At 64.3% G+C, this 25,883-nt stretch carries 25 protein-coding genes; 4 read left to right on the top strand and 21 right to left on the bottom strand.

Translation table 11 applies throughout. From position 1 onward, the window contains the following. Positions 1-126: 126 nt before the first annotated feature. The gene (locus ACDA63_RS01445; protein WP_373661375.1) at positions 127-2,310 is read right to left on the bottom strand and encodes a dihydroxy-acid dehydratase; all 2,184 of its coding nucleotides are present in this window, start codon (positions 2,308-2,310) and stop codon (positions 127-129) included. Positions 2,311-2,593: 283 nt separating this feature from the next. Between ACDA63_RS01445 and ACDA63_RS01440 the strand changes: the two genes are divergently transcribed. From ACDA63_RS01440 to ACDA63_RS01425, 4 genes are all read left to right on the top strand, one after another. Beyond that, complete coding sequence (locus ACDA63_RS01440) at positions 2,594-3,133, top strand: TRAP transporter small permease (RefSeq protein ID WP_373661374.1); 540 nt, start codon at positions 2,594-2,596, stop codon at positions 3,131-3,133. Next, positions 3,130-4,407, top strand: a complete 1,278-nt coding sequence (locus ACDA63_RS01435; protein WP_373661373.1) for a TRAP transporter large permease — start codon at positions 3,130-3,132, stop codon at positions 4,405-4,407. Before ACDA63_RS01440 ends, ACDA63_RS01435 begins: the two co-directional genes overlap by 4 nt. A 70-nt stretch (positions 4,408-4,477) precedes the next feature. Next, positions 4,478-5,488 carry a TRAP transporter substrate-binding protein gene (locus ACDA63_RS01430; RefSeq protein WP_373661372.1) on the top strand — a complete coding sequence of 337 codons (1,011 nt, stop codon included), beginning with the start codon at positions 4,478-4,480 and terminating at the stop codon, positions 5,486-5,488. Between the two features lie 97 nt (positions 5,489-5,585). After that, positions 5,586-6,308, top strand: a complete 723-nt coding sequence (locus ACDA63_RS01425; RefSeq protein WP_373661371.1) for a FadR/GntR family transcriptional regulator — start codon at positions 5,586-5,588, stop codon at positions 6,306-6,308. Between the two features lie 74 nt (positions 6,309-6,382). On the opposite strand, the gene ACDA63_RS01420 is transcribed toward ACDA63_RS01425, so the two are convergent. The 20 genes from ACDA63_RS01420 to ACDA63_RS01325 all read right to left on the bottom strand — a co-directional run bounded on the left by ACDA63_RS01420 (position 6,383) and on the right by ACDA63_RS01325 (position 25,778). After that, entirely contained in the window at positions 6,383-7,543 is a 1,161-nt protein-coding gene (locus ACDA63_RS01420; RefSeq protein WP_373661370.1) for a CmpA/NrtA family ABC transporter substrate-binding protein, read from the bottom strand. Positions 7,544-7,557: 14 nt separating this feature from the next. Continuing rightward, positions 7,558-8,133: an ANTAR domain-containing response regulator gene (locus ACDA63_RS01415; RefSeq protein WP_373661369.1), complete on the bottom strand. Its 576-nt coding sequence runs from the start codon at positions 8,131-8,133 to the stop codon at positions 7,558-7,560. A gap of 155 nt (positions 8,134-8,288) precedes the next feature. Then, entirely contained in the window at positions 8,289-9,038 is a 750-nt protein-coding gene (gspN, locus tag ACDA63_RS01410) for a type II secretion system protein N (protein WP_373661368.1), read from the bottom strand. 15 nt (positions 9,039-9,053) lie between these two features. Then, positions 9,054-9,542, bottom strand: a complete 489-nt coding sequence (gene gspM / locus ACDA63_RS01405) for a type II secretion system protein GspM (RefSeq protein ID WP_373661367.1) — start codon at positions 9,540-9,542, stop codon at positions 9,054-9,056. Next, positions 9,542-10,729 carry a type II secretion system protein GspL gene (gene gspL, locus ACDA63_RS01400; RefSeq protein WP_373661366.1) on the bottom strand — a complete coding sequence of 396 codons (1,188 nt, stop codon included), beginning with the start codon at positions 10,727-10,729 and terminating at the stop codon, positions 9,542-9,544. The genes gspM and gspL overlap by 1 nt, the downstream gene beginning before the upstream one ends. Positions 10,730-10,747: 18 nt before the next feature. Then, positions 10,748-11,722 carry a type II secretion system minor pseudopilin GspK gene (gene gspK / locus ACDA63_RS01395; RefSeq protein ID WP_373661365.1) on the bottom strand — a complete coding sequence of 325 codons (975 nt, stop codon included), beginning with the start codon at positions 11,720-11,722 and terminating at the stop codon, positions 10,748-10,750. Beyond that, positions 11,703-12,284 carry a type II secretion system minor pseudopilin GspJ gene (gene gspJ / locus ACDA63_RS01390; RefSeq protein WP_373661364.1) on the bottom strand — a complete coding sequence of 194 codons (582 nt, stop codon included), beginning with the start codon at positions 12,282-12,284 and terminating at the stop codon, positions 11,703-11,705. The genes gspK and gspJ overlap by 20 nt, the downstream gene beginning before the upstream one ends. Continuing rightward, the gene (gene gspI, locus ACDA63_RS01385; protein WP_373661363.1) at positions 12,284-12,661 is read right to left on the bottom strand and encodes a type II secretion system minor pseudopilin GspI; all 378 of its coding nucleotides are present in this window, start codon (positions 12,659-12,661) and stop codon (positions 12,284-12,286) included. Before gspI ends, gspJ begins: the two co-directional genes overlap by 1 nt. 8 nt (positions 12,662-12,669) lie before the next feature. Next, positions 12,670-13,185 carry a prepilin-type N-terminal cleavage/methylation domain-containing protein gene (locus ACDA63_RS01380; protein ID WP_373661362.1) on the bottom strand — a complete coding sequence of 172 codons (516 nt, stop codon included), beginning with the start codon at positions 13,183-13,185 and terminating at the stop codon, positions 12,670-12,672. Then, the gene (gspG, locus tag ACDA63_RS01375) at positions 13,176-13,622 is read right to left on the bottom strand and encodes a type II secretion system major pseudopilin GspG (protein ID WP_373661361.1); all 447 of its coding nucleotides are present in this window, start codon (positions 13,620-13,622) and stop codon (positions 13,176-13,178) included. Before gspG ends, ACDA63_RS01380 begins: the two co-directional genes overlap by 10 nt. Positions 13,623-13,654: 32 nt before the next feature. Beyond that, positions 13,655-14,854, bottom strand: a complete 1,200-nt coding sequence (gene gspF, locus ACDA63_RS01370) for a type II secretion system inner membrane protein GspF (RefSeq protein ID WP_373661360.1) — start codon at positions 14,852-14,854, stop codon at positions 13,655-13,657. Positions 14,855-14,868: 14 nt separating this feature from the next. Next, positions 14,869-16,341, bottom strand: a complete 1,473-nt coding sequence (gspE, locus tag ACDA63_RS01365; protein ID WP_373661359.1) for a type II secretion system ATPase GspE — start codon at positions 16,339-16,341, stop codon at positions 14,869-14,871. Between the two features lie 2 nt (positions 16,342-16,343). Continuing rightward, positions 16,344-18,512 (bottom strand): type II secretion system secretin GspD, encoded by a 2,169-nt coding sequence (gene gspD / locus ACDA63_RS01360; RefSeq protein WP_373661358.1) that lies wholly within the window; start codon positions 18,510-18,512, stop codon positions 16,344-16,346. After that, positions 18,512-19,090 (bottom strand): type II secretion system protein N, encoded by a 579-nt coding sequence (locus ACDA63_RS01355; protein WP_373661357.1) that lies wholly within the window; start codon positions 19,088-19,090, stop codon positions 18,512-18,514. Before ACDA63_RS01355 ends, gspD begins: the two co-directional genes overlap by 1 nt. Positions 19,091-19,304: 214 nt before the next feature. Then, on the bottom strand, positions 19,305-19,601 hold the full coding sequence (locus ACDA63_RS01350; protein WP_373661356.1) for a DUF2218 domain-containing protein: 297 nt from the start codon (positions 19,599-19,601) through the stop codon (positions 19,305-19,307). Positions 19,602-19,633: 32 nt separating this feature from the next. Then, the gene (locus ACDA63_RS01345; RefSeq protein WP_373661355.1) at positions 19,634-20,410 is read right to left on the bottom strand and encodes an ABC transporter ATP-binding protein; all 777 of its coding nucleotides are present in this window, start codon (positions 20,408-20,410) and stop codon (positions 19,634-19,636) included. Next, a complete protein-coding gene (locus ACDA63_RS01340; protein WP_373661354.1) occupies positions 20,407-21,483 on the bottom strand; it encodes a FecCD family ABC transporter permease in 1,077 nt (358 codons plus the stop codon). Before ACDA63_RS01340 ends, ACDA63_RS01345 begins: the two co-directional genes overlap by 4 nt. Then, the gene (locus ACDA63_RS01335; RefSeq protein ID WP_373661353.1) at positions 21,480-22,589 is read right to left on the bottom strand and encodes an ABC transporter substrate-binding protein; all 1,110 of its coding nucleotides are present in this window, start codon (positions 22,587-22,589) and stop codon (positions 21,480-21,482) included. Before ACDA63_RS01335 ends, ACDA63_RS01340 begins: the two co-directional genes overlap by 4 nt. A 54-nt stretch (positions 22,590-22,643) precedes the next feature. Further along, the gene (locus ACDA63_RS01330) at positions 22,644-23,537 is read right to left on the bottom strand and encodes an alpha/beta hydrolase (RefSeq protein ID WP_373661352.1); all 894 of its coding nucleotides are present in this window, start codon (positions 23,535-23,537) and stop codon (positions 22,644-22,646) included. Positions 23,538-23,651: 114 nt separating this feature from the next. Further along, positions 23,652-25,778, bottom strand: a complete 2,127-nt coding sequence (locus ACDA63_RS01325) for a TonB-dependent siderophore receptor (RefSeq protein WP_373661351.1) — start codon at positions 25,776-25,778, stop codon at positions 23,652-23,654. Positions 25,779-25,883 lie beyond the last annotated feature (105 nt).

Genomic DNA, 25,883 nt, shown 5'->3' with positions numbered 1-25,883 from the left:
GAGCCTACGGCTACCGCGACGAGGAATACTTCTTCCTAAAAATCAAGGCGGCGTTCCCCGGTATTCCTCGTTGAACCGAAAAAAAGCCCGCAGCAATGCGGGCTTTTTGTTGTCGACGAGGCGCTGTCAGCGTTCGTTGGCGGCCCGAGGCCACGGTAGCGTGGCGCGGCGGCTGACGGCGGCGGGGACGACGCCATATTCGGCGTCTGTCACGTTGTCCATGATGCTGCACGCGGCCACCTGCAATTGACGGTGCTCCATGTCGGCCTTGCGGCGGGCGACGAGATCGGCGCGCTCAGTCAGTGCGTCGGTGTCGCGGGCGACAAGTTGCCCTTGCAGGAAGGCGGTTTTGTCCAGCATGTCGATGCGTTTGTCGCTGAGCCGCACCCACAGCAGATCGCCGTTTGCCAGCGCACCGATGCCGCCGCCTTCGTACGCTTCGGGCGTCATGTGGCCAACGCAGGCCCCCTTGGTGACGCCCGAGTAGCGACCGTCGGTGATCATGATCGAGGTTTTTTCCAGCACGCCGTGATGGCGAAGGTTCTGGCTGGGGGCGAACATCTCCGGCATGCCGAACGCTTTCGGGCCTTGCCCGGCGATGACGAACGCGAACGCCACTGTCCCATTGTTGATCAGCGAGACGATGTCTTCGTCGCCTTGCGAGCCGTTGGCGCTGCGAAGCGCTGCGAGCAGGTCGGGCGTGAGTTCCGGCATGCGGCTCAGCAGACCGACCAGATCCTTTGAACGCAGCTCGTTGTTGCACTCCACCTCGTTCTCGTAATACCGCACCACGAATACGCGGCGATCGAAGCGGTTGTACGACTCGGTGGACATGCCGGCGACCTTCAGGGTGCATGACGAGAAGAAGTTCCCGCGCATGACGTCCGTGCCCGAGATGTCGCGCACCGGTTTGATGCGGATGACCGATTTCTCCTGCGGCAGAGCTGGCGACACGGCCACGGTGATGGCGCCGACGCGTTCGCCCCATGTCTGCCCATCTACCGTGGGCGCGTCCAGGTCCATGGGCACACCGAGGTCGACGAGCACCTTGAACAGGCTTGTCATGCCGTGATGCAAGCCTTGCTGCGCTTGCTGGGCCAGCACGAAGGTGTCGCGTCCTTCGGTCAGGCTGTGCGCGAACACATCTGGTACCGGATGCGCTGCACGCACCTGTTCGTAATCGAACAGGGTGACGTCAAAACCGGCGTGCCGCATCACGCACGGCATATGGAGCATCAGGTTGGATGAGCTACCCGTTGCGCCGTGAATGCGGATGGCGTTGGCATAGTTCTTTTCCAGAATGTCGCAGACCGCGTATTCGGGTTTGTTGAACATGCGGAAGAGCTTGTCGACGTTGTCATCGACAACCGATGTGGCGGGTACGTCAGTGAGCAGTTCCGACTGCGCCGGCGTGAATCCGAGCGCTGCCACGAGCGTGCGCGACGAATTGCCCGTTCCGTTGAATGCGCAGATGCCGCCCTTGTCGTCGCACGTGGCTGCGGCGATTTCGTCGAGCAGGTGATCTGCCACGTCCTGGCCGATCAGCCTCTGCTCGACCGCACGCGTCAGCAGGCCCAGGAATGCCTCGCCTGACGAGCATTGCAGAATGTAGTGGCAGTTCTCCTCGATGTCGTCGGAGAGTTGCCGGTCGCCAGCGGCGACGGCCAGTTCCTGGATGTCACGCAAGGCTTTGCGCGTGCGAGGCGGAATCGTGCCGCCTTTGAGCACGTGCGCCGGCACGAATACGGCCCAGACCGGCGCAGTGCCGCGTTCGGGTTCGCGGCGCGCGCGGTCCGCCGCGGCCAGTCCTGCAAGGATGCCGGTCGGCGTCTTGTCACAGCCTGACAGTACGTAGGCGGCGTGATAGCTGTGGCCTTCGAAATTGATGTTCACGGCCATGGCAGTGTGGTTGCGCGACGCCAGCGAATAGCTCTGTCCGATATTGCTCTGGGCCGTGCCGTCGCAGATGACGGGGATGCCGAACGTGAATGGCACGCCGCCGTTCTGCCAGATACGGGCTGCTGCGCGCAGCGCGTGCTCGTAATCGAAGAGGTGCGCCGGGTGGTCCGGCGAGCCCTGGATGATGCACACCCGGGGTCGATTGCTGGCCAGGCGCTCGACGATCTCATCCAGCGAGTAATCCCCCAACCCTTCCTGGCCGGGCTCCTGCAACAGGAGCGCTTCTGCGCGCTGGAGCAGGGCGCGCACCGTGATCGGCTCGTTGGACAGGCCCTGGATGCAGCTTCGGTAGGGGTTGTAGCGCTCCTGGATGAAGAGTTCTGCGAACTCGGGATTCTTGATGTCGTTCATGGGCTCAGGACTGGGTTCGTTTTTCGAAGTCGCTTCGATCGTTGCCGAAGCCGCAAGGCAGGCGCCGAAGGCCTGACGCTCTTCTGCGCACTGCGAGATGGCCAAATCGTACCATTGAAATTATCAGATTGTAGTATCGATGAAACTACCTATGGGATTAGTCGTAATTTTCGATATACGATCCGCCGCACTTGTCGAACTGACAAATGTCGCTATCGGGATTTGATGGCGAGAAAAAAGGGGGCCGCGTCGCCGACGTGGAAATGTTGTAAAGGGGGCGAATGTGAAACGACTAATACCGCGCCTGGATGGCGTGATTGAACTATTGATGGCGCTTGCGCTGACGGTGTTGCTGATCGCGGTCTTCAGCAATTCGGTCCTGCGCTACGTCGGCATTGGCATTCCGGCCGCGGAAGAGGTGGCGCGGCTGATGTTCGTGTGGATTACCTTCCTCGGTGCCATTCTGGCCTTGCGCCGTCATGCCTTGCTCGGCATCGAGCTGGTCCAGGCCATGCTGCCGCGTTCGGTACGGCGCGTCTGTGCGGTGATCAGCCACGTGTTGATCCTTTATGCACTGTGGCTGTTCCTGGTCGGTAGCTGGCATCAGACCATCATCGGCCTGCACACTTATTCCACCGTGCTGGGATTCCCGATGGCGCTGATGGCGTCGTCCGGACTGCTGTGCTCTGTCTCGATGATCTTCATCGTTCTGGTCAACCTGTGGCGCATCGTCACCAACCATCCCGATGGACGCATGCCGGGTGACCCGATGCCGCACCACGAACCGGCCGAGCCGCTGACGAAAGAGGTGGGCGCGCAATGATCCTCGCAATCTTCCTTGGCTCTCTCGTCTTCCTGATGGTTCTGGGGATGCCAATCGCTTTCGCGCTGATGCTCACTGGCATCGCGCTGATGTATCACCTCAACTTCTTCGATGCGCAGCTCGTCGCGCAGAACATGCTCTCCGGGGCGGACGTCTATCCGCTCATGGCGGTTCCCTGTTTTATCCTGGCCGGTGAATTGATGAACGCAGGCGGGATTTCGCGTCGCATCATCACGCTCGCCAGCAGTATGGTCGGGCACATCCAGGGGGGGCTGGGCTACGTGGCGATCGCTGCGACCTTGCTGCTGGGCTGCTTCTCCGGCTCCGCGCTGGCAGACACGGCGGCGGTGGCGACGCTGCTGATTCCGATGATGCGCGACAACGGCTATCCCGTTCCACGTTCGGCGGGCCTGATCGCCGCGGGCGGCGTCATCGCTCCGATCGTTCCGCCGTCGATGCCCTTCATCATCTTTGGCGTCACCACCAACACCTCGATCAGCAGCCTGTTCGTGGCGGGCATCGTTCCAGCACTGTTGCGCGCGTTGGGCCTCGTGCTGGTGTGGCGCATGCTCGCCAGCAAGATGGAAGTGAAGCTGCAGCCCAAGTGCAGTTGGGCCGAGCGCCGCAAGGCCGCCGTGGATGCGCTGTGGGCGTTGATACTGCCCGTCATCATCGTCGGTGGCATGCGCGGTGGCTTCTTCACACCGACCGAAGCGGCCGCCGTGGCTGCCGTCTACGCGTTGCTCGTCAGTCTGTTCGTCTATCGCGAAGTCAAGTTCAGCCAGCTCAAGGGGCTGCTGGTTGCCGCGGCGCGCACGACCAGCACGGTCATGTTCCTGTGTGCAGCGGCACTGGTGTCCTCTTACATGGTTACGCTGGGCGACCTGCCTGCGATGGTCACCGACATGCTCGGCCCTGTCATGCATGAGCCGCGCCTGCTGATGGCTGTCGTGATGGTGTTGTTGCTCGCTGTCGGTACCGTGATGGACCTGACGCCCACGATCCTGGTGATGGGCCCCGTGCTCATGCCGATCATGAAGATGGCCGGCGTCGACCCGACGTACTTCGGCGTGATGTTCATCCTCGTCGGCACGCTCGGCCTGATCCATCCGCCGGTCTGCACCGTGCTCAATGTCGTGTGCGGCGTCGCCAAGATCTCGCTGGAAAGCGCCACCAAGGGGATCTGGCCGTTCCTGGCGATCGAAACCGTGTTTGTGTTCCTGTTCGTGATCTTCCCGCAGATCGTCACGTACCCGATGCACCTGTTCCACTGAACCACTCCGGGCCGCCGGGCGAAAACCCGGTGGCCCGGTCCTGGCATGTCCAAATCTGGAGGAGAAAAGCATGAAGAAGTTCTTTATCAAGGCAGCGGTCGTGGCAATGGCCGTCGCAGGCGCCGCAAGTGTCGTCCACGCGGCCGACTATTCCACCCGCATCGTTCGCTTCGGTTATGGTCTGAATGAAGACAGCAACCAGGGCCGCGCGGTGCGTTACTTCGCGGACGAAGTCGGCAAGCGCACCGGCGGCAAGTGGAAGGTCAAGGGCTTCGGCGCCGCCGCGCTGGGCAGCGATCCGCAAATGCAGAATGCATTGATCGGCGGCGCGCAGGAAATGATGGTGGGCTCCACTGCCACGCTGGTCGGCATCGTCGGCGACTTCGGCGTCTATGACCTGCCGTTCATCTTCTCGAATGAGAAAGAAGCCGATGCTGTGCTGGACGGCCCGTTCGGCCAGAAGCTGATGGACCGGCTGCAAGAGAAGGGTCTCGTCGGCCTGGTGTACTGGGAGAATGGTTTCCGCGACCTGACCAATTCGAAGCATCCGATCACCAAGATGGAAGACATGCAGGGCATCAAGCTGCGCGTCATGCAGAACCCGGTCTACATCGACATGTTCAAGGGCTTCGGCGCCAACGCGGTACCGCTGGCCTTCTCGGAACTGTTCGCCGCGCTCGAGACCAAGACCGTCGACGGGCAGGAAAACCCCGTGACCACGATCGAATCGAGCAAGTTCTACGAGGTCCAGAAATACCTGTCGCTTACCCATCACGTATACAGCCCGTGGATCGTGCTGGCCTCGAAGAAGTGGTGGGATGGTCTGTCGGCCGACGAAAAGAAGGCCGTGCAGGGTGCCGCCATCGCCTCGCGTGACTTTGAACGCAAGGACAGCCGCGAGGCCTCGGCCAAGGCGATACAGGACCTCAAGCAGAAGGGCATGCAGGTGACGACCGTCAGCCCGGCCGAACTCGAACGCATGCGCAAGACGACGACCGCCGCCGTGGACAAGTTCTCCGCCGACGGACACGCGCAGGTCGTGAAGGATCTGCAGGCCGCGCTCGCAGCAGCCAAGAAGTAATTTTGCGGATGCAGCCCCGGCAGGTACACTTTGCCGGGGCTTCACTCGGCACATCACCACGAGTGCGGAAGCTTCTTAAATTCCAAAGAGGGCATGTGTGGTGACCAAGAGAATCACCAAGACTGACCGCATCATCGAAGCTTTTGGACGCGCGATCGTGCACGGCGACTATCCTCCCGGCACGACGCTGCCGTCCGAGTCGGATCTGTGCACGCAGTTTGAAACCTCGCGCAATGTGCTGCGCGAAGTGATCAAGGTGCTGGCCACCAAGCGCCTGATCGATGCCCAGCGATTCCGCGGGCTCTCGGTCATGCCGCGCGAGCAATGGAATTACCTGGATGCCGACGTGCTTGAATGGGCGCTGGAAAAAGGTAATGACCCGGTCCTCATCCATTCGCTCATCGAAGTGCGCAGCATGCTCGAACCAGTCATCTCGCGCTGGGCCGCCGAGCGCGCAACCGCGGTCGACCTCGTCGCCATTGAATCCGCGCTCAACGACATGAAGCGCCACGCCGATGATCGTCCGGCCTTCATGGAAGCCGACATTGCGTTCCATCGCGCCATCACCATCGCCACGCACAACCTGGTCATCCAGCAGATGAGCGATGCGGTGAGCGCATTGCAGCGCGCAATCTTCGATCACACCTTCCTGATGGACAAGGCGCATCTTGCGCTGACCATCAAGGAACACAGCGACCTCTTCGACTTCATCCGGTACAAGAACGTCGAGGCTGCGGAGAAGATCTCGATCGACATGATCACGCGTACGGCAAGCCGCGCCAAGGTGCAGATCGAGAACGGCGAAATTCTCGCGTCATGAGACTGCTTCGCGCGTCGGCGAAGAGCATTCGCCGTATTACGCGACGAGCCTTTTTTCGATCAATGTGAGCAGGGCTACGCTTTGACCGCCGCCTCTTCAGCGAACGCCTGAAGGCGCGAGCCCCGCCAGCGGTGTCCATCGATCAGCACACTGTCGCGATTGGCAGAGACGGGTACGTCGATGCCGAGCGCCCGGGCCGCCTGTTGGTAGAGCGCGGTCTGATTGACGCTGGCGGCAATGTCGTCGGTAGCCTGCGACGAGTCGATCAGCCCCCAGCGCAGGTATTGGCTGACGAACCAGGCGCCATCCGACAGGTAGGGAAAGTTCACCTTTCCGCCGTCAAAGAAGCGCAAGGGGCGCGCGCCACGGTCGCCGTCATTGCCGTACGCATGAAGCATGCGCGGGGCGATCAGGCGGGCCGGCCGGCCGATGACCTCCGGCGTTGCCAGCCACGCCGCGGCACGTTCGCGGTTCTCGGCAACATCGAGCCAGCGACAGGCTTCGAGCATCGCCATCGTCAGGCGGCGTGCGGTAGCGGGGTACAGTGCAGCGAAATCGCGCCGACACGCCAGCACCTTTTCTGGATGGTCGGGCCAGATTTCGCTGCTGGCCGCCACCGTGCGGCCAACCTCTTCGGCTTCGGCCACCGCATTCCACGGTTCGCCGGCGCAGAAACCATCGAGCAAGCCTTGCGCGAGTGCCGCGCTCATCTGCGGCGGCGGAATGACGACGCAATTCACGTCGTGCATCGGATGTATGCCTTGCGAAGCGAGCCAGTAATACAGCCACATCGCATGCGTGCCCGTCGGGAAGGTCTGCGCAAAGACCGGGCGTCTGCCTAATGCCGCGAGCGCGTCACGCAGCGTCGTGCCATGAGCGACAGCTTCGGCGAACGGACGCGACAAGGTGATCGCCTGCCCATTCTGGTTGAGCGTCATGAGCACCGCCATGTCGGCCTGAGGGCCGCCAATACCGAGCTGCACGCCGTAGACCAGTCCGTAAAGTGCGTGTGCGGCGTCCAGCTCGCCGGACAGCAGCTTGTCGCGGATGGCCGCCCACGAGGGTTGCCGCACCAATTCGATTTCCAGCCCAAAGCGCTCGCCGAGCCCCAGGGCGCGCGCTGCAACCAGCGGCGCGCAATCGGTCAGCGGCACGAAACCAATGCGCACGTGGGTCTTCTCGGGTGATTCGCCCTCCGTCGGCGGCAGAACGTTCAGGGGCGAGGACGTGGACATGAATGTGTTCTCCATCAGCCGAGCAGATCGGCCATCGCAATGAGTTGGCGGGCCACGTCGGCCAGCTTGACGCCCTGGCGCATGGCCTGACTGCGCAGTGTCTCGAAAGCGTCCGCTTCGCTCAGTCCGCGCTTGTCCATGAGGATGCCCTTGGCGCGATCGATCAGCTTGCGGTCGGCGAGTTTCTGTTCGACATCGGCAAGGCGTTGGCGGAGGCGGCTTTCTTCGGCGAAACGGGCCAACGCAACGTCCACGATGGGCGAGAGCTTGTGCGGTTCGAGCCCATCGACCATGTAGGTCGTCACGCCGGCGCCGACGGCGGCGCGGATCAATTGCTGGTCGGCGTCGTGGCTGAACATGACCACCGGCCGCGGGGCTGCACCGTTCATCACGGCCAGTTGTTCGAGCGTGTCGCGAGAGGGCGATTCGGTGTCGATGATGACCACGTCCGGGCGTTGGCGCTCGACGGCCGCGAGCAGCGCCACCGAACTGTCCGCGTCGGTCAGCACTTCGTAGCCATGCAGCGACAGGCTGTCGCGCAGTTCGCCGATCGGCTTATCAGTGTCGGTGACGAGAAGGATGCGCAGCATCGAGGTGCAAGGGTTGGGGTCTCATGCTGGCAGAGCAAGTCGCACGCCAGTCTCGTTGTTGTTGGCCACGGCGGGCAGCGGATGGGGCGAAGGGGCACCGGCCGGCGTTGAGCGCCCCAGATCGGTGCCGAATGCGCCTGTCCGCTGGGCGCCTGCTAGTTGGCGTAGTTGAAGGTGAACGCGCCGCGGGTTTCGGTGCGCTGGACCCAGCCGCGCGCGATGTTGGGCAGACGATCGGTAAACGCCGGGTCGCCCGAGAGCTTGCCCGATACGGACACCTTGCCGCCGGGGGCCAACTTGCCCTGCGCACTGATGGGCACCTCGCCACTGCCGGTGGTCATCACGAAGTCGATCGTGCCGTCGGTCGCGGTCGCTGCCAGTTTGTAGTCGCCCAAGTGGCGCCCCGGAAAGATATCGACCGCTGCGCCCATCCAGTCGGCCGACACACTGCCGTTGCACACGCCGCCCCAGGTACAACGGAGGGTGGGTGAGACGATGCGCATGTCGCCGTGCCAGCCGAGCCGGCCGACGGCGTTGGGAATGCGCTCCATCGCGAAGCGCGCCGGCAGGTCGAGCCGCAAGGCACGCACGGCGGCGCCCTCGAAGCTCGCGCCGAGCGAGAAGGGCGGGCTGCCGGCAATCGAAAAGTCCCACAGCATCACGCCGCGGAACAGCGCGCGGCCGTTGATGTTCCATGCGAGCGGCATGAGCGGACGCAGGCGACCGCTCGAAGGGTCGAGCACGGCCAGTTGCGCCGTGCCATGCCACAGGCTGCCTTCGGGCGCGAGCAAGGCAAAGTTGTCGTGGCTGACGCGCCGGATGACGGAATCCCAGCACGCGGCCGGCGCCAGTACGATTACGCCGGCGAGGAACAGCACCACCCAGATCAGCAGACGACGCAGCATCGATGCCGGGCCCCGTCAGCGAGCCTGCACGAGGCGCGCCTCGATGCGCTGCCCTTCGTTGGCGGGCGTGGCCTCGAGCGCGGACACGCGCAGCGCGTTCTGGGCCTGTACGCCGGCCAGCCATGTGACCCACGTGTCAAAAGGCACGCTCGCGGCGCTGACGAGGATACGGTCGCCGTCGCCGCGCACGGTAATCGCCAGGTTCTGCGTGGCGGCGCTGCTCTTGAGCGATTCGACCACCAGCGCGATGTCCTGCGTCGCGGGTTTGGCGGCCACGCGCAGGCGTGCCAGTTCAGCGGCGTCGTCCTGCATCGACTTGACCTGGGCCTGCACGCGCGGCAACAGCTTGTCCAGCCGCTTGCGCTCCGAGGCCTGCCAGTCGAACAGCGCCCACAGGATCGCCACGCTGATGACCGCCACCATCGCGACCAGCATGCGGCGCTCGCGCAGGTTGCGCTCGGCCCAGTATTGGCGCGCGTGCGCCAGCAGATTCATCTGGGCCATCAGGCTTCCCTTCTCATTACCAGGTGCAGCGGATTGCTGTCTCGCGACGCGGCCTTGATGCCTCGCGTGGCAAGGCGTTGCATGAGGCCGGCGGGGTCGGCCTTGCCGGAGACGAGCGTGACTTCGAGCGAGCCGTTCTCGAAGCGCAAGGTCTGTACCGCCGAAGTGGCGTCCGCACCCAGGGCGTTCGAAAGATCGTCGAGCATGGCAAGCAGGTCGTCGTCGGCAAGCTGGCCGCGTGCGGCGCGTTGGACGTTGACCTCGCGATGCAATTGGGCGGCGGGGTCGAGCGCTGGCACACCCGGCATCTGGCTACGCAGCAGTTGTGTCATTTCGGCGCGCGCGTTCGTCACGCGCGAGCGCTTGATCAGGACGTCGCCGATACCGAGCACGAGATGCAGCGCAAGCGCGGCACCCGCCACGATCGCAGCCATCTTCATCATCTTCCACGTCGTGCCACGGCGGTGGCGCGGCGAAAACTCGCCTTGCAGCAGGTTGGCGGCGTCCATCGGCAGCAGGTGCCATTGCCATTCGTCGTCCCATTCCAGCGGCATGACGCCGAAGGCTTCCGTCCATGCGTTGCGGTCGGCGACGGGGGCGGTCTCGACCACGTGCACGCTATGCGGGAGCGTGCCGGCGGCGCGTGCGCTATCGAGTGCGGCCAGCGTCAGTACCGGCGGCGTGCCGGCGACGACGTCGTCGGCAAAACCTGAGCAAGGGCCTGTGCGGACCCAGGCTTCCTGGTCGTGCACGGCAACGGTCCACGCGCCCTCGTGCAGCGGCACGGTCTGTGCGACGACGTAGGCGCCGTCGAGCGGGCGAAGGATGGCGGCGAACTGGGCGACCAGCCGGCGCAGGCGCTCGCGCGCCACGACGGCCACCGCCCATTGTTCTTCACCACGCGCCAGGGCCGTGGCGTGCTGGCTGTCGGCCTCGCGCACCAGTAGTTCTTCGAGGGCGAAACCGAGCGCCCGCGTCTGTTCGCGTACGTTGGTGCGCGGCACGCGCACGGTGTGCAGCGAGATCTGCGCGCCGAGCAGGATCGCTTCGGTGCGCTGTGCAGCCGGCCAGTGGCGCGGATCGGACGTACCCTGCGCTTCGGGTTTGCCGTCTTCGCCAAGCAGGACCCACGCCGTCTCGGGGCGTTCGGGCCAGTTTTCGGCAATCAGCAGGCGTAGTGTTTTCATGCTGGATGGATCGATGCGTTAAAGGATTTTCTGCCACACGATATCGGGACGGGCTTTTTCTCGCTTGAGCAGCACTTCCATGCGCGTGACCGAATCGCCCCAGCTCGCGCGGCCGGTGGCGAGGAAATACATGCTGGTCAGCACCAGCTTGTTGGTGTCGTACTTGGCCGTGGATGGCAGCTTCCGCGTGAATTCCTCGATGGTCGCATAGCCCTTGAGCGGACGGGCCGCGACGATGGCCTTGGCGGTGTCGATGTCCAGGCCGTCGATGAACCCGGCCAGCACTTCGGGCGCCGCGGTGTTCACGTTGATCTTGGCGTATGTGCCGGGCAGGGCGGTGACGTAGGGCTTGAGCCGTTCCAACATGCCAGCGTCGAAGCCGCGTACACCGGCCAGTTCGGCGACGTCGAGCAAGGGCGCCTGGGGCGGCAGTTTTGCGCCATTGCCTTGCATCCGGTACCAGTTCGATTCCGCGCCGGCGGCGCTGACGGGGGTGTCGTCCGGGTCGATCCAGTCGACCAGGGCGTGGGCCATGCCGGTGCCCTGGGCCTCGGTGGTGCCGAGGGCGACGAGCATGCGCACAAAGATCGCCACCTGGGTGGTGTCCATGACGCCGGCATCCGAGACTAGGCTGTTGACGTTGAAGCGGCCCGACTGGTCGACGATTTCGCCCGAGACTTCACCCTCATCGACCGGTGTGGGCGGTACCTTGATCGCCCATTCCTGCGCGAGGGTGTCGACGCGATTCGCGCCGCCGCGGCGATAGAGGCTTTCCAGCACGTTGCGCGCCCAGTCGACGGCACCACGTGCCAGCCAGCGCGCCTGTGCCTGGTCGTGGCGGCCGGACAGATGCGATACCGCGTGACCATAGTCGCCGAGGATGGCCGTGGCGATGCCTGCCACCAGCGCGACGGTGAGGATCGCCATGATGATTGCGCCGCCGCGTCCGCGACGGGGCAGGGCGCGGCGCGGATCAGTGGAGGACGAAGACACGGCTGATGGTTCCGAATTTGTCGAGGTCGAGTTCGAGGCGGATCGCCAGGGGCAGTTCGGTGCCGCGCTCTTCGGTCGGCGGCCACTTGTCCTGCGTCCAGTTCTTGCTGCCCTGCGCGATGTACGACCAGCGTGCAGCGCGCACACCGCCGATGAGGTGTTCGCGCTTGGGTGCCAGCGTACGGTCGGTGTTCTGCCAGCGCAGCAGATCGAGGTAACCGTTGCTGATCTCGAAGCCCGACAGGCGCGCGCCCTGTTCGGTGTCCATGCGCCAGAAGACGATGCGCATGGAGCCGTCGTCCTGTCGCGTCACCTGCATGGCGGGCGTGGCGCGGGCCGCGCTGCCGGTCCAGCGTGTGGCGGCCTGCTGGAAATCATTGTCCAGCCGGCCGAAGGCGCGGGCCAGGCGCTGCCAGTCGTTGAATTCGGTCTCCAGTCGCTCGCGGCTGTCGACAGCCTGCGTGATGGCGCGATACGACATCACACCGAGAATGGCGAAGATGGTGATGGCCACCAGGACTTCGATGAGCGTGATGCCGCGTGCGGCGCGAGGCGTGCGCATCAGTTCGCCTCCCTTGCCATCAGGCCGGTCAGATGCGCCAGCGGCGCTTCTTCACCCGGGCGATACACGCGCACGTCCATGCGACGGAACAAGCCGTTGTTCATCGCCGTCGTTTCTTCGCGGTAGCGGAAGAGGCGACCGCCCTGCGTGACCTGGCCTTCTTTCGCGCCGACCTCGGGGAAGTCATCCAGCGCACGATGTTCGGCCAGGCGGTCCTGCGCGATCCACTCGGCGAGCAGGCGATCCTGCACATCGCCGGCCTGCCCGGCGGCGACCCCTATGGCTCGGTAGGCGGCCGTCAGCGCCACGGCGAGGATCGCCAGGGCGACGAGCGTTTCGAGCAGGGTAAAACCGCGTGGGCGGCGCATGGGCTTCATGGGCCGGCTCATCCGTTGGCGGGGCGGGGGATTTCGAATTCCACCGCTCCGGACATCAGGCCGACGAGCGTGCGCGTGCCGTCCTCGGTGCGCAGGCGCAGGCGGAATTCCGGCGATTCGCTGCCGAATTGCAAGCGGAACGGTGGCTTGACGGGCACCCCGTCGATTTCCAGCGATTCGACCGAAACGCCGTTCGGCCACGGACGCTGGCGAAGGGTTTGCGGATTGAACAGCAGGTGCCATTCGCCCGAGGTGTCGAGCGCCGAGAAGCGATATCCGTTGGGCAGGAAGTCGACCGCCAGCGGGCTGCCGCGTACGGTGGCCGTTTCAGCGGCGATTTCGAGCACGCGGCGCAGGCGGTCGACCTCGTGCTGAGCCTCGCGCTTTTGCATGCCTTCGATGGAGATCGCCGTGACAGTGGCCATCACGCTGATGATGATGAGCACCACCATCACTTCGATGAGGGTGAAGCCGCGTGCGCCACGACGTGCGCACGCGAGGAAGGGGCGCTGGATCAGTCCCACGAACCGATGTCGGCAGCCGCGCCTTCGCCGCCGGTTTCACCGTCGGAGCCCAGGCTGAACACATCCACATCGCCGTGCAGGCCCGGATTGATGTACTGGTACGGATGGCCCCAGGGGTCATTCGGCAGCTTGTCGAGGTACTTCTTCCAGCCCGAGGGGACGGGCTCGGTCGACGGCTTTTGCACCAACGCGATCAGGCCTTGTTCGGAGGTCGGATACATCCGGTTGTCGAGCTTGTAGAGCTTGAGTTGTTCGACGATGGTGTGGATGTCCTGGCGCGCCGCGGCGGCGCGCGCCTGGTCGGGGCGTTCCATGATCTTGGGGACGATCAGGGCGGCGAGCACGCCGAGGATCACGATCACCACCATGATTTCGACCAGCGTGAAGCCGCGTGCGGTGCGACGGGTATGTCGTGCGAGCGAGCGTTGCAATGTCATGTGTCAGTCTCCTGTTCAGGCCCGGGACGAGCTCATTTCAATAGCGTGTTGATCTCGATGATCGGCTGCATCACCGCCAGGACGATGAGCAGCACGGTGCCCCCCATGAAGAGCAGCAGCAGGGGCTCGAGCAACGTGGTCAGCAGTGCGGTGCGGTTTTCCACCTCGGTCTGCTGCAATTGTGAAGCCCGGAAGAGCATCTGCGAGAGCTCACCGGTGGCTTCGCCGCTGGAGATCATGTGGATCAGCAGCGGAGGGAATGCGTTCGATTGGCGCAGCGCGCGCGACAGCCCCATACCTTCGCGCACCTTGTCGGCGGCCGCGCCCACGGCATCGCGCAGCGGCAGGCGTCCGATGATCTGGCGGCCGGCGTCCAGTGCGGACAGCAGCGGCACGCCGCTCGAGACGAGAATCGCCAGCGTGCTGGCAAAACGCGCGGTGTCGAGCGTGCGCAGGTGGCGCCCGAGTATCGGCAGGCTCAGCAGCCACGCATCCCAGCGTCGCTGTACGGCTGCATCGCGCAAAGCGTAGCGAAAGGCCGCGAATGCCGCGATCAACGCCACCAGCAGCGCCCAGCCCCAACTGCGCAGAAAGTCGGAGATAAAGATCATCACCCGGGTGAGCAGTGGCAATGCCTGCTTGCCCTGCTGGAAGACTTCCACCACCTGCGGCACGACATAGGTCATCAGGCCGATGACGACCAGGATCGCCACGGTTGCCACGATGGCCGGGTAGAGCAGCGCCTGCAGCGTCTTGCGGCGCAGGGCGTCCTGGCGTTCGATATAGTCCGCCAGTTGCGTCATGACCTGTGCCAGTTGTCCCGACTTTTCGCCCGCTGCCACGGTGGCGCGGTAGATGGGCGGAAAAGTGTTGCCGAAGCGATCGAGCGCTGCGCGCAACGAATGGCCCGCGACGACTTCGCTGCGCACGGCAGCGAGCGTGGCGCGCGTGCTGGCCTTGTCGGCCTGCTCCGACAATGCGTTGAGCGCCTGTTCGACGGTCAGCCCCGAGGTGAGCAGGGCGGCAAATTGACGCGTGATCAGGCAGAGTTCGGCAATGCGGATGCGCGCATGACGAGCCGGCCCCTTGCCGCCGCCGACCGCTTCAAGCGTGGTCGGGAACAGTCCGCGCTCGCGCAGGAGCGTGCGCGCCTGGCGGGCGTTGTCGGCTTCGAGGTTGCCGCTGGTTTCGATGCCGGCGGCATCGAGTGCGCGATAGCTGAAGGCGGGCATGCAGTCTCCCCGCGTCAGTCGCGCGTGACGCGCAGCAGTTCTTCGGCCGAGGTTTCGCCGTCGGCGAGGTACCGCATGCCGTCCTCGCGCAAAAGGCGCAAGCCGCGACGGCGGGCTTCGTTGCGCAGTTGCGCTTCGGGTGCGTTGTCGTGGATGAGCTGCGACAGGTCTCCGTCGAGGCTCAGGAGCTCATAGACGCCGGTACGGCCGGAGTAACCCGTGCGACCGCATGCCGGGCAGCCGGTGTCAGACGGCGTCCAGACAATATCCGGTGCGTCGTCGCCGATCACTTCGCGGTCGACATCGGTGGCCGGACGCGAGGTGCGGCACTCCGGGCACAGGCGGCGCACCAGTCGTTGCGCGAGCACGCCACGCAGGCTCGATGCCAGCAGGAAGGGCTCGACGCCCATGTCGATCAGGCGGGTGACGGCGGATGCGGCGTCGTTGGTGTGCAGCGTGGCCAGCACCAGGTGGCCGGTAAGACTGGCCTGCACCGCGATCTGCGCGGTTTCCAGATCGCGGATTTCGCCGATCATGATGACGTCCGGGTCCTGGCGCAGGATCGAACGCAGCGCTTTGGCGAACGTCAGTTCGATGCGCGAGTTCACCTGGATCTGGCCGACACCGGGCAGGTCGTATTCGATTGGATCTTCGACGGTGACGATGTTGGTCGTGGGGCCTGCGATCTCGCGCAACGCTGCGTACAGCGTCGTCGATTTGCCTGAGCCGGTGGGGCCGGTGACCAGCACGATGCCGTGCGGGTGCGCCAGCAACTCGCGGAAGCCGGCCTGCGTGTCGGCTGCCATGCCGGTGGTTTCGAGCCCCAACTGCTGGCCCGATTTGTCGAGCAGACGCAGCACGATGCGTTCGCCATGGGCGGTCGGGACGGTCGACACGCGCACATCGACCGTGCGGCCCGCCAGGCGCAAGGCGATACGACCATCCTGCGGCAGGCGTTTTTCGGCGATGTCCAACTGCGCCATGATCTTGATGCGCGAAGCCATCGCCGCGTGCAACGCCCGATGCGGGCGCGCCACGTCGGTCAGGGTGCCGTCGCGACGAAAGCGCACGAGGCAGTAGCGCTCGTACGGTTCGATGTGGATGTCGGACGCCTTCTCGCGCACGGCCTGCTGCAGCAGCGCGTTGATCATGCGGATGATCGGCGCGTCGTCCTGCGTTTCCAGCAGGTCTTCGACGACCGGGATGTCCTGCATCATCTGCGAGACGTCGACGTCCTGGCCGATGTCGTCAACGACGTCGGATGCATTGGCGTCGCCCTGGCCGTAGGCGTCGGCCAGTCGCGCGTCGAAGGTGCCGCGCGCCACGCGCGTCAGGCGCATCGGCAGGCCAAGAGCCCGGCGTGCTTCGGCCAGCGCCGTGGGCGTGATGTCGTCGCGCACCAGCAGCTCGACCGAATCCTCGGTGCTGTCGACGACCATCACGCCGTGCGTGCGGGCGAAGATGTAGGGCAGGGTCAATGCAGCCATGTTCAGTTGACCGGCGTCGGTGCGGGCGTCGGCGCGGCAGGTTGGTCCGTCGGCACGATGGCGGGCGCGATGGCCGGTGCGCCGAGGTTCGATGCCGGCGGCATGCGCTCGGGCGAGTCTTCGCCACGCATCAGGCGATCCTTGCTGTCGAGCGTTTGCTGCTTGCCAACGATGTAGTCGTAGCGGCTCTGGGTGATGGCCTTGGCGTCCTCCGCCGTGCGGATGATCTTGGGACGCAGAAAGATCAGCAGGTTGGTCTTGTTGCGTTGGCGCGTGTCGTAGCGGAACAGCGAGCCCAGATAAGGCAAGTCGCCGAGCAGCGGCACCTTGTCGCGGCCGTCAGCGTAGCTGTCTTCGACCAGCCCACCGAGCGCGACGATCGAGCCGTCGTCCGCGATCACCACCGATTGCACTGAGCGCTTGGACGTCGTCGGGCCGACGCTGGTCGTTGTCAGGATGGAAGAAGCTTCCTGATAGATCTCCATGCGGATCGATCCGCCTTCGGTGATCTGCGGTTTGATCTTCAGTGTCAGGCCGACGTCCTTGTACTCGATGGTCTGGAACGGGTTGACACTCGTCGAGCCGCTGCCTGTGTTGGTGTATTGCCCGGTCACGTAAGGCACATTCTTGCCGACGACGATCTTGGCTTCCTGGTTGTCGACGGTCACAAGGCTCGGCGTCGACAGGATGTTGCTGTTGGTGTCGGTTTCGAGAAAGCGTGCCAGCAGGTTCAGATTGAACAGGGTCACGCCAGCGACCGTCACCGGGCCGCTGCCGACGATGAAGTTCAGGCCGTTCGACGCTTGGGTCGGGTCTTTGGACAATTGAATGATGTTCTGTCCGCCCGAACCAAAGTTGGTGCCACCCCACACGGTCGTGCCACCATCGGATGGGATGCCGGTCTGCCACTGGATGCCGATTTCTGCTGCCCGGTCGGAGCTGACTTCAGCGATCAGGGCTTCGACGTACACCTGGGCAGGGCGACGGTCGAGTTGTTCGATCACACCGCGCAGGTTGTTGTAGACCGAATCCGGCGCGGTGATGATGAGCGCATTATTCGCCGCGTCGGCGAACACGCCGTTGCCCCCCGAAATGTTCGAGCCGCTCGAATTGTTCGTCGTGGTCGTATTGGCCGTGTTGGTCTGATTCTGGTTCTGGTTGTTCGTGTTATTGCTGGTGGTGCTGTTGCTGCCACCATTCACGGAACCGCTGCTCTCGCCGGAAATGGCTGCGCGCAGCGTGGCGGCGACCTTGGTGGCGTCGGCGTTCTTCAGGTAGATCACGCGGACGTTGCCGCCCATGCCAGGCTGGTCCATTTGCGACGCCATACTGCGTGCGGCCTGCAGGCGCGAGCGGTTTTCCGAACGGATGAGCAGCGAGTTGCTGCGCGAATCCGCCAGGATGGTCATCTTCTGGCTGGCGTCCGCGCTCTGGCCACCGTCATTGAAGAGACGGTTGAGCGTATTGGCCAGATCGACGGCGGACGCATTGCGCAACGGCAGCAGTTGCGCGTCGCCCTGCGGCACGTCGATGGAGGCGATGATCTTCGCGATGCGCGCGATGTTCTCCGCGTAGTCCGTGACCACCAGCGTGTTGTTGCCCGGATAGACCGACACCGTGTTGTTGGGCGTCACCAGCGGGCGCACCACCTGCACCAGTTGGGCGGCAGATTCGTTGCGGATCTGGAATACCTCGGTCACCAGTCGGTCGCCCGTGGTGGCGGTGTTTGCGCGATCCTTGCCGACCGGCACGGCGTGCAGCTTGGCGTCGGCTTCCGGCACGATCTTGACGACACCGTTGCCTTCGACCGCTGCATAGCCTTGCAGGCGGAGCGCCGAGAGCAGGATCGAATACGTCATCGCACGCGGCACCGGCTGGTTGGTCACGATATTGAGCGTGCCCTTGACGCGCGGATCGACGATGAAATTCTTGCCCGAGATCTTGCCGATGGCTCGCACCACGGCATCGATATCGACGTTGTTGAAATTCAGCGAGACGGTCTCGCCGGTCTCCGATCCGGTGGTCTGCGCGGTGGCGGCCGTGGCGCCGGGAGCGGCGGGCGTCTGTTGGGCCAGAGCAGGCGTCCAGACGGTCTGGACGGCGAGCGCGCACGCCAACAGGCGGCAAGCGGCAGTTTTTGCGTGAACGGTTGACACGAGTTGCTTGCTCATCAGTTTTCAGGGTTTTCGGCTGCTGGCGACTGCGCGGGTTGCGCATTGGCCGGTTGCGGCGCCGGTGCGGGTTGCGGTTGAGGCGCCGGGGCCGTCGCGGGCAGCGGCGGAGGCGGCACGGCACCTGCCGACGGGTCGGCCAGGCGAATGGTCTGCGGTACGCCGCCGACCGAGAGTTCCACGGATTGCGGCAGGATCTTGGTGAGTTGCACGCCGGGCATGACTTCTTCGCCCTGGATGACCGGCTGCGGCGTCTGGCCGCTGACCTGGATCACCGCAAAGCCGCGCGAACGGCCGGAGTTGGCAGCCACGCCGAGCAGTTGGAAGCGACTTGCCTCGACGACCTGCGCCGGTGCCTTGGGCGCTTCGCCAAACATGTGGCGCGCGGCGATTTCCCGCGCGGCGGCGGCGGGATCGGTCTGGCTCGTATAGGTGGATTGTTCCGGGCGAGGCCCGGCCAGGCGCCAATACCACGTAGCAGCGACCCAGGCCGATATGGCCAGTGCGACGGCCCACGCCAGAGTGGGCAGCAGCACTCCAAACCGTGCGAGCGGCGCGAGCCGGACGCTGAGAGACATCGGGTGATCCTTGTTGGAACGGCGTCTAGTTCAAATAATGCCTGCGGGGCAGGGGCCGCACCGTCAGACTACAGAGTGGCCGATTTTAGCCAAGTCTGTTGGAAAGTGAATGGTTCCACAGGGTCAGGCATAAGAAAAAACCAGTATCCCAGCAAAAATATTTATGTTGCGGTGCGCCATTGCTATAGCGCGCTGCGAATCCAGTCCTCGTAGCCTATTTTTCGACCTCGTCGCGGCGCCATTCCAACGTCACCGGGTCGCGCCGCGTGAACAGGCGCATATGCAGACTCAATACGCGCTCGATGCTCGCCAGCGCATCATCATCGGCGCCACGACACTTCAGTACCAATACATCGCCGTCGAGCGACAGTTCGCACACGCCCTGCGGAAAGGTCGCCACACCGCGCTCGTCGGTGTACTCGACCTGAATCTTGCGGGTGAAATGTGAACACAATGCTGTCAGGTAGCGGCGTGCGAGCGGGGTGGCGAGCCTGGCTTGCGAGGTCTTCATGATGGGGCGCTCCGGTTGTAGTTTTTGTTACTTCAGGCTGCGCGGTCGGCGAGTACGATCGGATAGCCGTAGGAACATGCTTCGACCCGGCCTTCGATGCCGTAGGCGGCGCGCAGCACGTCGCTGTTCATGACCTTTGCGGGCTCTCCCGCTGCGAGCAGGCGGCCTTCGTGCAGGACGACGACCATGTCGCTGTAGCGCAGTGCGAGGTTCAGATCGTGGATCGCTACCATGCACACGCAGCGGCTCTCTCGTGTCAGGTTGCGCACGCTCTGCAGTACGTTGAGCTGCCAGCGCAGGTCGAGCGCGCTGGTAGGCTCGTCGAGCAGCATCAGGCGCGGCGCACGCACTACCACCTGCGCCAGGCCGACCATCTGGCGCTGACCGCCCGACAGTTCATCGAGCCGGCGCAGGGCAAGGTCGCGCAGGCCAAGCGTGTCGAGCACGGTCTCGATGGCAGCGTCGGATTGTTCGCGGCCGACCTCTGCCCGCGTGGCACGCGCAGAAGCGAGCAGGGTTTCGTACACCACCAGCGAAGTGCTCTGCGGCAGCGCCTGCGGCAGATAACCGACGCGCCGCATACGCTCGGCATGCGGAAGGCGGTCGAGCGCTTCGCCATCGAGTTCGATGCGGCCGCCTGCCCGCACCAATCCCGCGATGGCCTTGAGAAGCGTTGATTTGCCGGCCGCGTTGGCACCAAGCAGCGCAACGAGCGAGCCGTCTGTGACGGGCGGCAAATCCATGCCGCTGATGATCTCGCGGCGGCGGTAGCCGGCGTGCAGCGCGTTGACGATCAGGCCCTGCATCATAGATTCCCCCGCTGGCGCACGATCAGTGCCATGAACATCGGAATGCCCACCAACGCGGTGACGATGCCCACCGGCACGATCAGCCCGGGCACCAGCAGCTTGCTGGCGATGGACGAGAGCGACAGCACGAGTGCCCCGGCCAGCGCACTGCCGGGCAGGTAGAAGCGATGATCCTCACCCATGGTCATGCGCGCCATGTGCGGTGCGACCAGCCCGATGAAGCCGATGGTGCCGACGAATGCAACGGCTACTGCCGCGAGCAGGCTGACGCGCAGCAGTGTGACCAGGCGCAGGCGTTCGACGGCCACGCCCAGGCTGCGCGCCTGTTCTTCGCCCGCGCGCAGCGCTGTCATGGCCCACACGCGGCGCAACGAGAACGCCCCGCAGATAACGAATACGACAGCGAGGATGGCGATCTTGTCCCACGTCGCGCGCGTGAGCCCACCCATGGTCCAGAAGACGATCTGCTGCAGCGTGTCGCTGTCGGCCATGAATTGAACGAGCGACAGCAGCGCATTGAGTGCAAAGGTGAGTGCGATGCCAAACAGCACGACCGCGTTGGTCGAGGCGCCGAAGGCGCGGGCCAGCAATTGCACGCACAGCGTCGTGATCGCCGCGCAGGCGAAAGCACTAAAGGCGACGAGATAGTTGCCACTCACGCCCGGGATGTGCAGATCGAGCACCAGCGCCACCGATGCACCGACGGCCGCAGCGGCCGACACACCCATCGTTAATGGGCTGGCAAGCGGGTTGTTCAGCACAGTCTGCATTTCGCCGCCGGCCAGCCCCAACGCTGCGCCAACGAGCACGGCCATCACGGCGTAGGGCAGGCGCACATCCCACAGGATGACGCCCTGGCTCACCGACAGCGAGGCGCGATCGATCAGCCCGCGCAGGATGTCTCCGATCGGAAACGACGATGGCCCGGTAGCGATATCGATCACCAGCGACACAAGCAGCGCGCAAGTGAATGCAAAAAGTACGGCCGCGCGGCGTGCGCTGATGCGTGCGTAAGCACGCGCGATGAGACCGGATGCGGCGGGCAGGCTGGCGGTGGCTGGCTGCGATGTCATTTCAAGCCGATCCAGTAGGTGCCGTCGAGCTCAAAGGGCTGGAAGCGCTGATACAGCGTGCGCAAGGTTGCATCCGGATCGAGGTCGGTGAATTGTTCCGGATGCAGCCACTTGGCGATGGCCTGGACGGCGGCGACATTGAAGGGCGAGTTGTAGAAGTGATGCCAGATGGCAAACGCCCGGCCTTCGCGCACGGCGCTCAGGTTCGCAATGCCGGTGCGGCGGGTGGCACGTACCAATGAAGCGCGCGCGGCGGCCGGCGACACGCCTGCGCCGAGGACGATGCGGTTGGGCATTTTGTCGACGGTGTCGAGCGCGCCCACGGCGGTGCCGATGTAATAGCGCGGCTGCTGCGTGAGCAGGTATTCGAGGTTGACCGTGCCCACTTCGCCCGGCACCACCTTCTTGGCGATATTGTCGCCGCCCGCACGATCGATGAAGCCGGACATCATGCCGTGTGCCATGGTCTCGCAGCAGGCGTCGGTGAGCCCGACGCGGCTTTCCAGGAACACCGTTGGCGTACTCTTCACGCTTGCCAGTCGGCTGGTGACGCGGCGCATCTGTTCTTCATAGAAGGCGACGAAGTCGCTGGCTTCCTTCTCCCGGCCCAGTACGCGGCCAAGCAGATTCATGCTCTTGACCGAGTTGCCCAGCGGGTCGCGGCGAAAGTCGATGAACACGATTGCCACGCCGGCGGCCTGCAGACGGTCGATGACTTCCTTGGACGTCGACGCGGGGCCGTGGCCTTCAATGCCGAAAATGGCCACCTGCGGCTGCAGTGCGATGGCCTGCTCGATGCTGAAACTGTCTTCGCTGGCGCGGCCGATGCGTGGGATCTTGGCGAGCTTGGGGAAGCGCTGCACAAAGCGCGCATAGCCGGCCGGATCGAGCCGCTCGAATTCACCCATCATGCCCACCACGCGCTGCGTCGGGTCCTGGCGATCGAGAATCGCCAGCGTCGGCATATAGCGGCCTTCGCCCAGGATGATGCGTTCCACTTTGTCCGGCACCGAAACCTTGCGACCGGCAAGGTCGACGACGTCGACGGCGAAGGACTGGGTGGTGAACAGCGCGGCCGTCAGTGTGGCGGCGAAGAAACGTAGCATGGAGCTTCCTTTCGAATGCGTATGACGTGTTGCGTGGAGCGTGCGCGTGGCGGGTCAGGGGGCGAGGCCGAATCGCAGGCCGCGATTGACCGCCTGCGGCAGGCTGGAGAGATGGTTTTCGCCTTCGATCTCCAGCAGGCGTGCCAGCAAACCGCGCGAGCCTTGCAGACGTGCTGCGAGTTCGCGTGCGTTGTCGACCATGCGGCGCTTTTGCAGCGTGGCCATGCCGCCCGGCATGTTGTCGGAGAAGCGACTGGGCTTCTGTTCGAATTCGCCAACGGTCAGCAACAGGGCGCGTCCTTGGGCCGCGTTCGCTGGCAGAGTTTCGAAGCGGGCCATTTCCTGGGTCATGATTGCTTCGTTCCACCACCACGATGGGCTGGCGGCGATGTAGTGGGAGAACATCGACGGTTTGCTGAACAACGCGTGCAGCACGAAGAGGCCGCCCAGCGAGTGGCCGAAGATCACCTGCCGCCGCGTGTCGATCGGGTGACGCGCGGCGATGAGCGGGCGCAGTTCGTCGTCGATGAACGCAATGAAGGCGTCCGCGCCACCGCCCGTGGTGCGCATGGCAGCACTCATTTCGGGGATCGGCATGGCCACTGGTGCCGGCGTGTAGTCGACGGCGCGGCGCGCGATGGCGTTTTCGTCCTCCGGGTAGCCGATGCCGATCACCAGCGCGGGCACCACGCCGGTTGCCTGCGGGCGGCGCGACTGGATGCGCAGCGTCTCGACGACGGTGTTGAAGTAAAGCTCTGCATCCAGCACGTACACCACCGGATAGCCACCGGGCGGAGGCGGCGCTTCGGGTAGTGCAACGAGAATGCGGTAGTCCTTGCCGACGTGCCTGGAGTGCAGGCTGATCTGTTCGGAATCGGGGAGCGCGACAGGAGCGGCGTTCGTAACGCTGCTGCACAGGAGCATCAGGCAGGCAAAGAGTTTTTTCATCTTGTTCGCTGGTTCCACGCAATTGGCGCGACACCGCTGCAAACGGTGCCGCGCCGGTTGAGTCATCGTCGGATCAGGGGCGCGGGCGTGGGCTGCTTTCGTGATCCCCGGGCATCAGAATCTCAGCGCGGTCTTGAGCCAGAAGCTGCGCGGCTCGCCGTAGAAGTTGAAGACCGTAGTGCTGCCCACGCGCTGGTAGTACTTCTTGTCGAACAGGTTGTTGATTGAAAGCGAGACATCCACGTTCGGCGAGAAGCGGTAGCCCAGCAGCGCGTCGAACACGGCGTAGGCGTCCTGTTCAATGCGGTAATTGCCGGACAGGTTGTAGAAGCTGCTCATGCCGCGCACTCCGCCGCCGACATAGGCGTTACGCAGCACGCCGCCCTGGAAGTCGTAGCGCGTCCACACATTCACACTGTGACGCGGCGTGTAGGTCGAGAAGGTCTGTCCGGCCTGGCCCACCGCGCCCGAGATGTACTCGGTCTGCGTATAGGCGTAGCCGGCCGAGAGCTCCCAGCCGGGCACCAACGTGCCCGAGATTTCGGCTTCGAAGCCCTTCACCTCGGCTTCGCCGGTGGGCGCCGAATAGGTTGTTCCGGGGATCGCCACCGCACGGTTCTTGTCGCGCAGGCGATAGATCGACATCTGCGAATTGAGCTTGCCGCCGAAGTGTTCACCTTTCAGGCCCACTTCGATGTTGTGGCCTTCGCGTGGATCGATCACCTGGTTGTTGGCATCGAGCGCGGTCTGCGGCTGGAAGATGCTGGTGTAGCTCGTGTAGGCCGACCAGCTCTTGCTGATGTCATACACGATACCCGCGTAGGGCGTGACCTGCGTGTCGACGTCGGCCCTGGTGCTCGTACCGGTCGACAGGTTGGTCGTGGTGTTGTCGTACTTGGTCAGACGCGCGCCCGCAATCAGCGTGAGCGGTTGCCACGGTTTGATGCGCACCGTGCCGTAGAGACCATATTGCACGGGCTGCACCTTGGTGCGGCTGGACAGCACGATGTTCGGTTCCGGCCAATCGTAGGTCGGGTTGAACACATCGGTGCTGCCCGCGACCGTCGAACTGCCCTGCAGCGTGGTCTGGTCGTACTGGCGATAGTCGGCGCCGACGATGAAGCTGTGCCGCTGGCCGAGCCAGTTGAAGGGCTGGTTCCAACGAACGTCGGCGGCCAGCGACTGCTCGTCGAACTGACGCGCGATCGCCGTGCGCGAGACCGTGTTGGTAGCTGCATTCACTGCGCTGCCGGCATAGGCGTACTTGAAGTCCACCGAGCGGTCGACGTAGCGCGCCGAGCCCTTCAGCTCACCGCCGCCGTCGAGACGATGCACGAGTTCCGCGAAAGCTTCGGTCGATTGGTTCTTGAAGCGATTCCACTGCGCACCGATGAAGGTGGAACGATCGAAGTCGATCAACTCGCCCGTTGCGGTGGTCGGCAGCCCGTTGAAGGGGGTGACGTTGCTGTTTGCGCCGGTCAGCGCCAGCGACAGCGTGGTGCGCGGCGAGAGGTCGACTTCCAGCGTGCCGTAGGCCGTCGCGTTTTCATTGTCATTGATATTGACGAACGAGTTCTTCGACTGATAGGCGGCGACCGCGCGTCCGCGCACACTGCCATCGGCATTGAGCGAGCCGGTCACGTCCGCTTCGGTGCGAACGGCGTCCCATGAGCCATAGGCTAGCGAGCCGCTGACGGCGAACTCCTTCAGCGCGCGCTTGCGGGCGAGGTTGACCGTACCGCCGGGCTCGCCTGCGCCGTTGTAGAGGCCCGCGGGGCCGCGCAGCACTTCAACGTGGTCGAAGATCGACAGGTCGGGTTGCGAGCCGTAGATGCTCGACAACGGCGAGGGCAGGCCATCGACGAGATAAGCGTCGAGTTCGAAACCGCGCACGAAAATCGACGAACGTCCCTGGTCGTTGGCCAGCACCAACATGCCAGTGGTGCGGCGGGCAAGGTCTTCGAGGCGGACCATGTTCTGGTCTTCGATGCGTTCGCGCGTGATCACGCTCACCGGTTGCGGAATCTCCTTGAGCGGCACCACTCCTTTGCCACCGATATCGGCGGCGCCGCTGCCGTAGCCTTCCGGCGAGGCTTGCTGGCCGGATACGACGATTGGATCGAGCGTTTTTTCCTGGGCGTCCGCAACGAGCGGAAAGAGGGCGGCGACGGCGGCAGCGACTACGGCGAGGCGGAAGGCGGGCGATGCTTGCAGCGGAGAAACGGGACGGGATTTACGCATGGCTTTGAGGTTTTGACTCTAACACAATTGAGAATGATTTGCGTTTATGGCTCGCGGAGCGTAGTGTCTCATTGCTTCGCAACAAAAACGTTTGCGGGAACGACG

It is taken from the genome of Uliginosibacterium sp. sgz301328, from assembly GCF_041807905.1.
In the GTDB taxonomy this organism is placed as follows: domain Bacteria; phylum Pseudomonadota; class Gammaproteobacteria; order Burkholderiales; family Rhodocyclaceae; genus JBGVSA01.
The sequence above is the reverse complement of the archived record's forward strand: the minus strand, read 5'-3'. Positions and strand labels throughout refer to the sequence as shown.

Bases quoted from the DNA above. Each gene is read 5' to 3' on its own strand.
- gspE (WP_373661359.1), bottom strand. From the start codon at position 16,341: ATGGCTGCATTGACCCTGCCCTACATCTTCGCCCGCACGCACGGCGTG.
- ACDA63_RS01430 (WP_373661372.1), top strand. From the start codon at position 4,478: ATGAAGAAGTTCTTTATCAAGGCAGCGGTCGTGGCAATGGCCGTCGCA.
- ACDA63_RS01420 (WP_373661370.1), bottom strand. From the start codon at position 7,543: ATGTCCACGTCCTCGCCCCTGAACGTTCTGCCGCCGACGGAGGGCGAA.
- ACDA63_RS01325 (WP_373661351.1), bottom strand. From the start codon at position 25,778: ATGCGTAAATCCCGTCCCGTTTCTCCGCTGCAAGCATCGCCCGCCTTC.
- gspG (WP_373661361.1), bottom strand. From the start codon at position 13,622: ATGACATTGCAACGCTCGCTCGCACGACATACCCGTCGCACCGCACGC.
- gspL (WP_373661366.1), bottom strand. From the start codon at position 10,729: ATGAAAACACTACGCCTGCTGATTGCCGAAAACTGGCCCGAACGCCCC.
- ACDA63_RS01350 (WP_373661356.1), bottom strand. From the start codon at position 19,601: ATGAAGACCTCGCAAGCCAGGCTCGCCACCCCGCTCGCACGCCGCTAC.
- ACDA63_RS01355 (WP_373661357.1), bottom strand. From the start codon at position 19,090: ATGTCTCTCAGCGTCCGGCTCGCGCCGCTCGCACGGTTTGGAGTGCTG.
- ACDA63_RS01435 (WP_373661373.1), top strand. From the start codon at position 3,130: ATGATCCTCGCAATCTTCCTTGGCTCTCTCGTCTTCCTGATGGTTCTG.
- gspM (WP_373661367.1), bottom strand. From the start codon at position 9,542: ATGGCCCAGATGAATCTGCTGGCGCACGCGCGCCAATACTGGGCCGAG.
- gspI (WP_373661363.1), bottom strand. From the start codon at position 12,661: ATGAAGCCCATGCGCCGCCCACGCGGTTTTACCCTGCTCGAAACGCTC.
- ACDA63_RS01415 (WP_373661369.1), bottom strand. From the start codon at position 8,133: ATGCTGCGCATCCTTCTCGTCACCGACACTGATAAGCCGATCGGCGAA.
- ACDA63_RS01345 (WP_373661355.1), bottom strand. From the start codon at position 20,410: ATGATGCAGGGCCTGATCGTCAACGCGCTGCACGCCGGCTACCGCCGC.
- gspJ (WP_373661364.1), bottom strand. From the start codon at position 12,284: ATGCGCACGCCTCGCGCCGCACGCGGCATCACGCTCATCGAAGTCCTG.
- ACDA63_RS01340 (WP_373661354.1), bottom strand. From the start codon at position 21,483: ATGACATCGCAGCCAGCCACCGCCAGCCTGCCCGCCGCATCCGGTCTC.
- ACDA63_RS01445 (WP_373661375.1), bottom strand. From the start codon at position 2,310: ATGAACGACATCAAGAATCCCGAGTTCGCAGAACTCTTCATCCAGGAG.
- ACDA63_RS01335 (WP_373661353.1), bottom strand. From the start codon at position 22,589: ATGCTACGTTTCTTCGCCGCCACACTGACGGCCGCGCTGTTCACCACC.
- gspN (WP_373661368.1), bottom strand. From the start codon at position 9,038: ATGCTGCGTCGTCTGCTGATCTGGGTGGTGCTGTTCCTCGCCGGCGTA.
- ACDA63_RS01330 (WP_373661352.1), bottom strand. From the start codon at position 23,537: ATGAAAAAACTCTTTGCCTGCCTGATGCTCCTGTGCAGCAGCGTTACG.
- gspD (WP_373661358.1), bottom strand. From the start codon at position 18,512: ATGAGCAAGCAACTCGTGTCAACCGTTCACGCAAAAACTGCCGCTTGC.
- gspF (WP_373661360.1), bottom strand. From the start codon at position 14,854: ATGCCCGCCTTCAGCTATCGCGCACTCGATGCCGCCGGCATCGAAACC.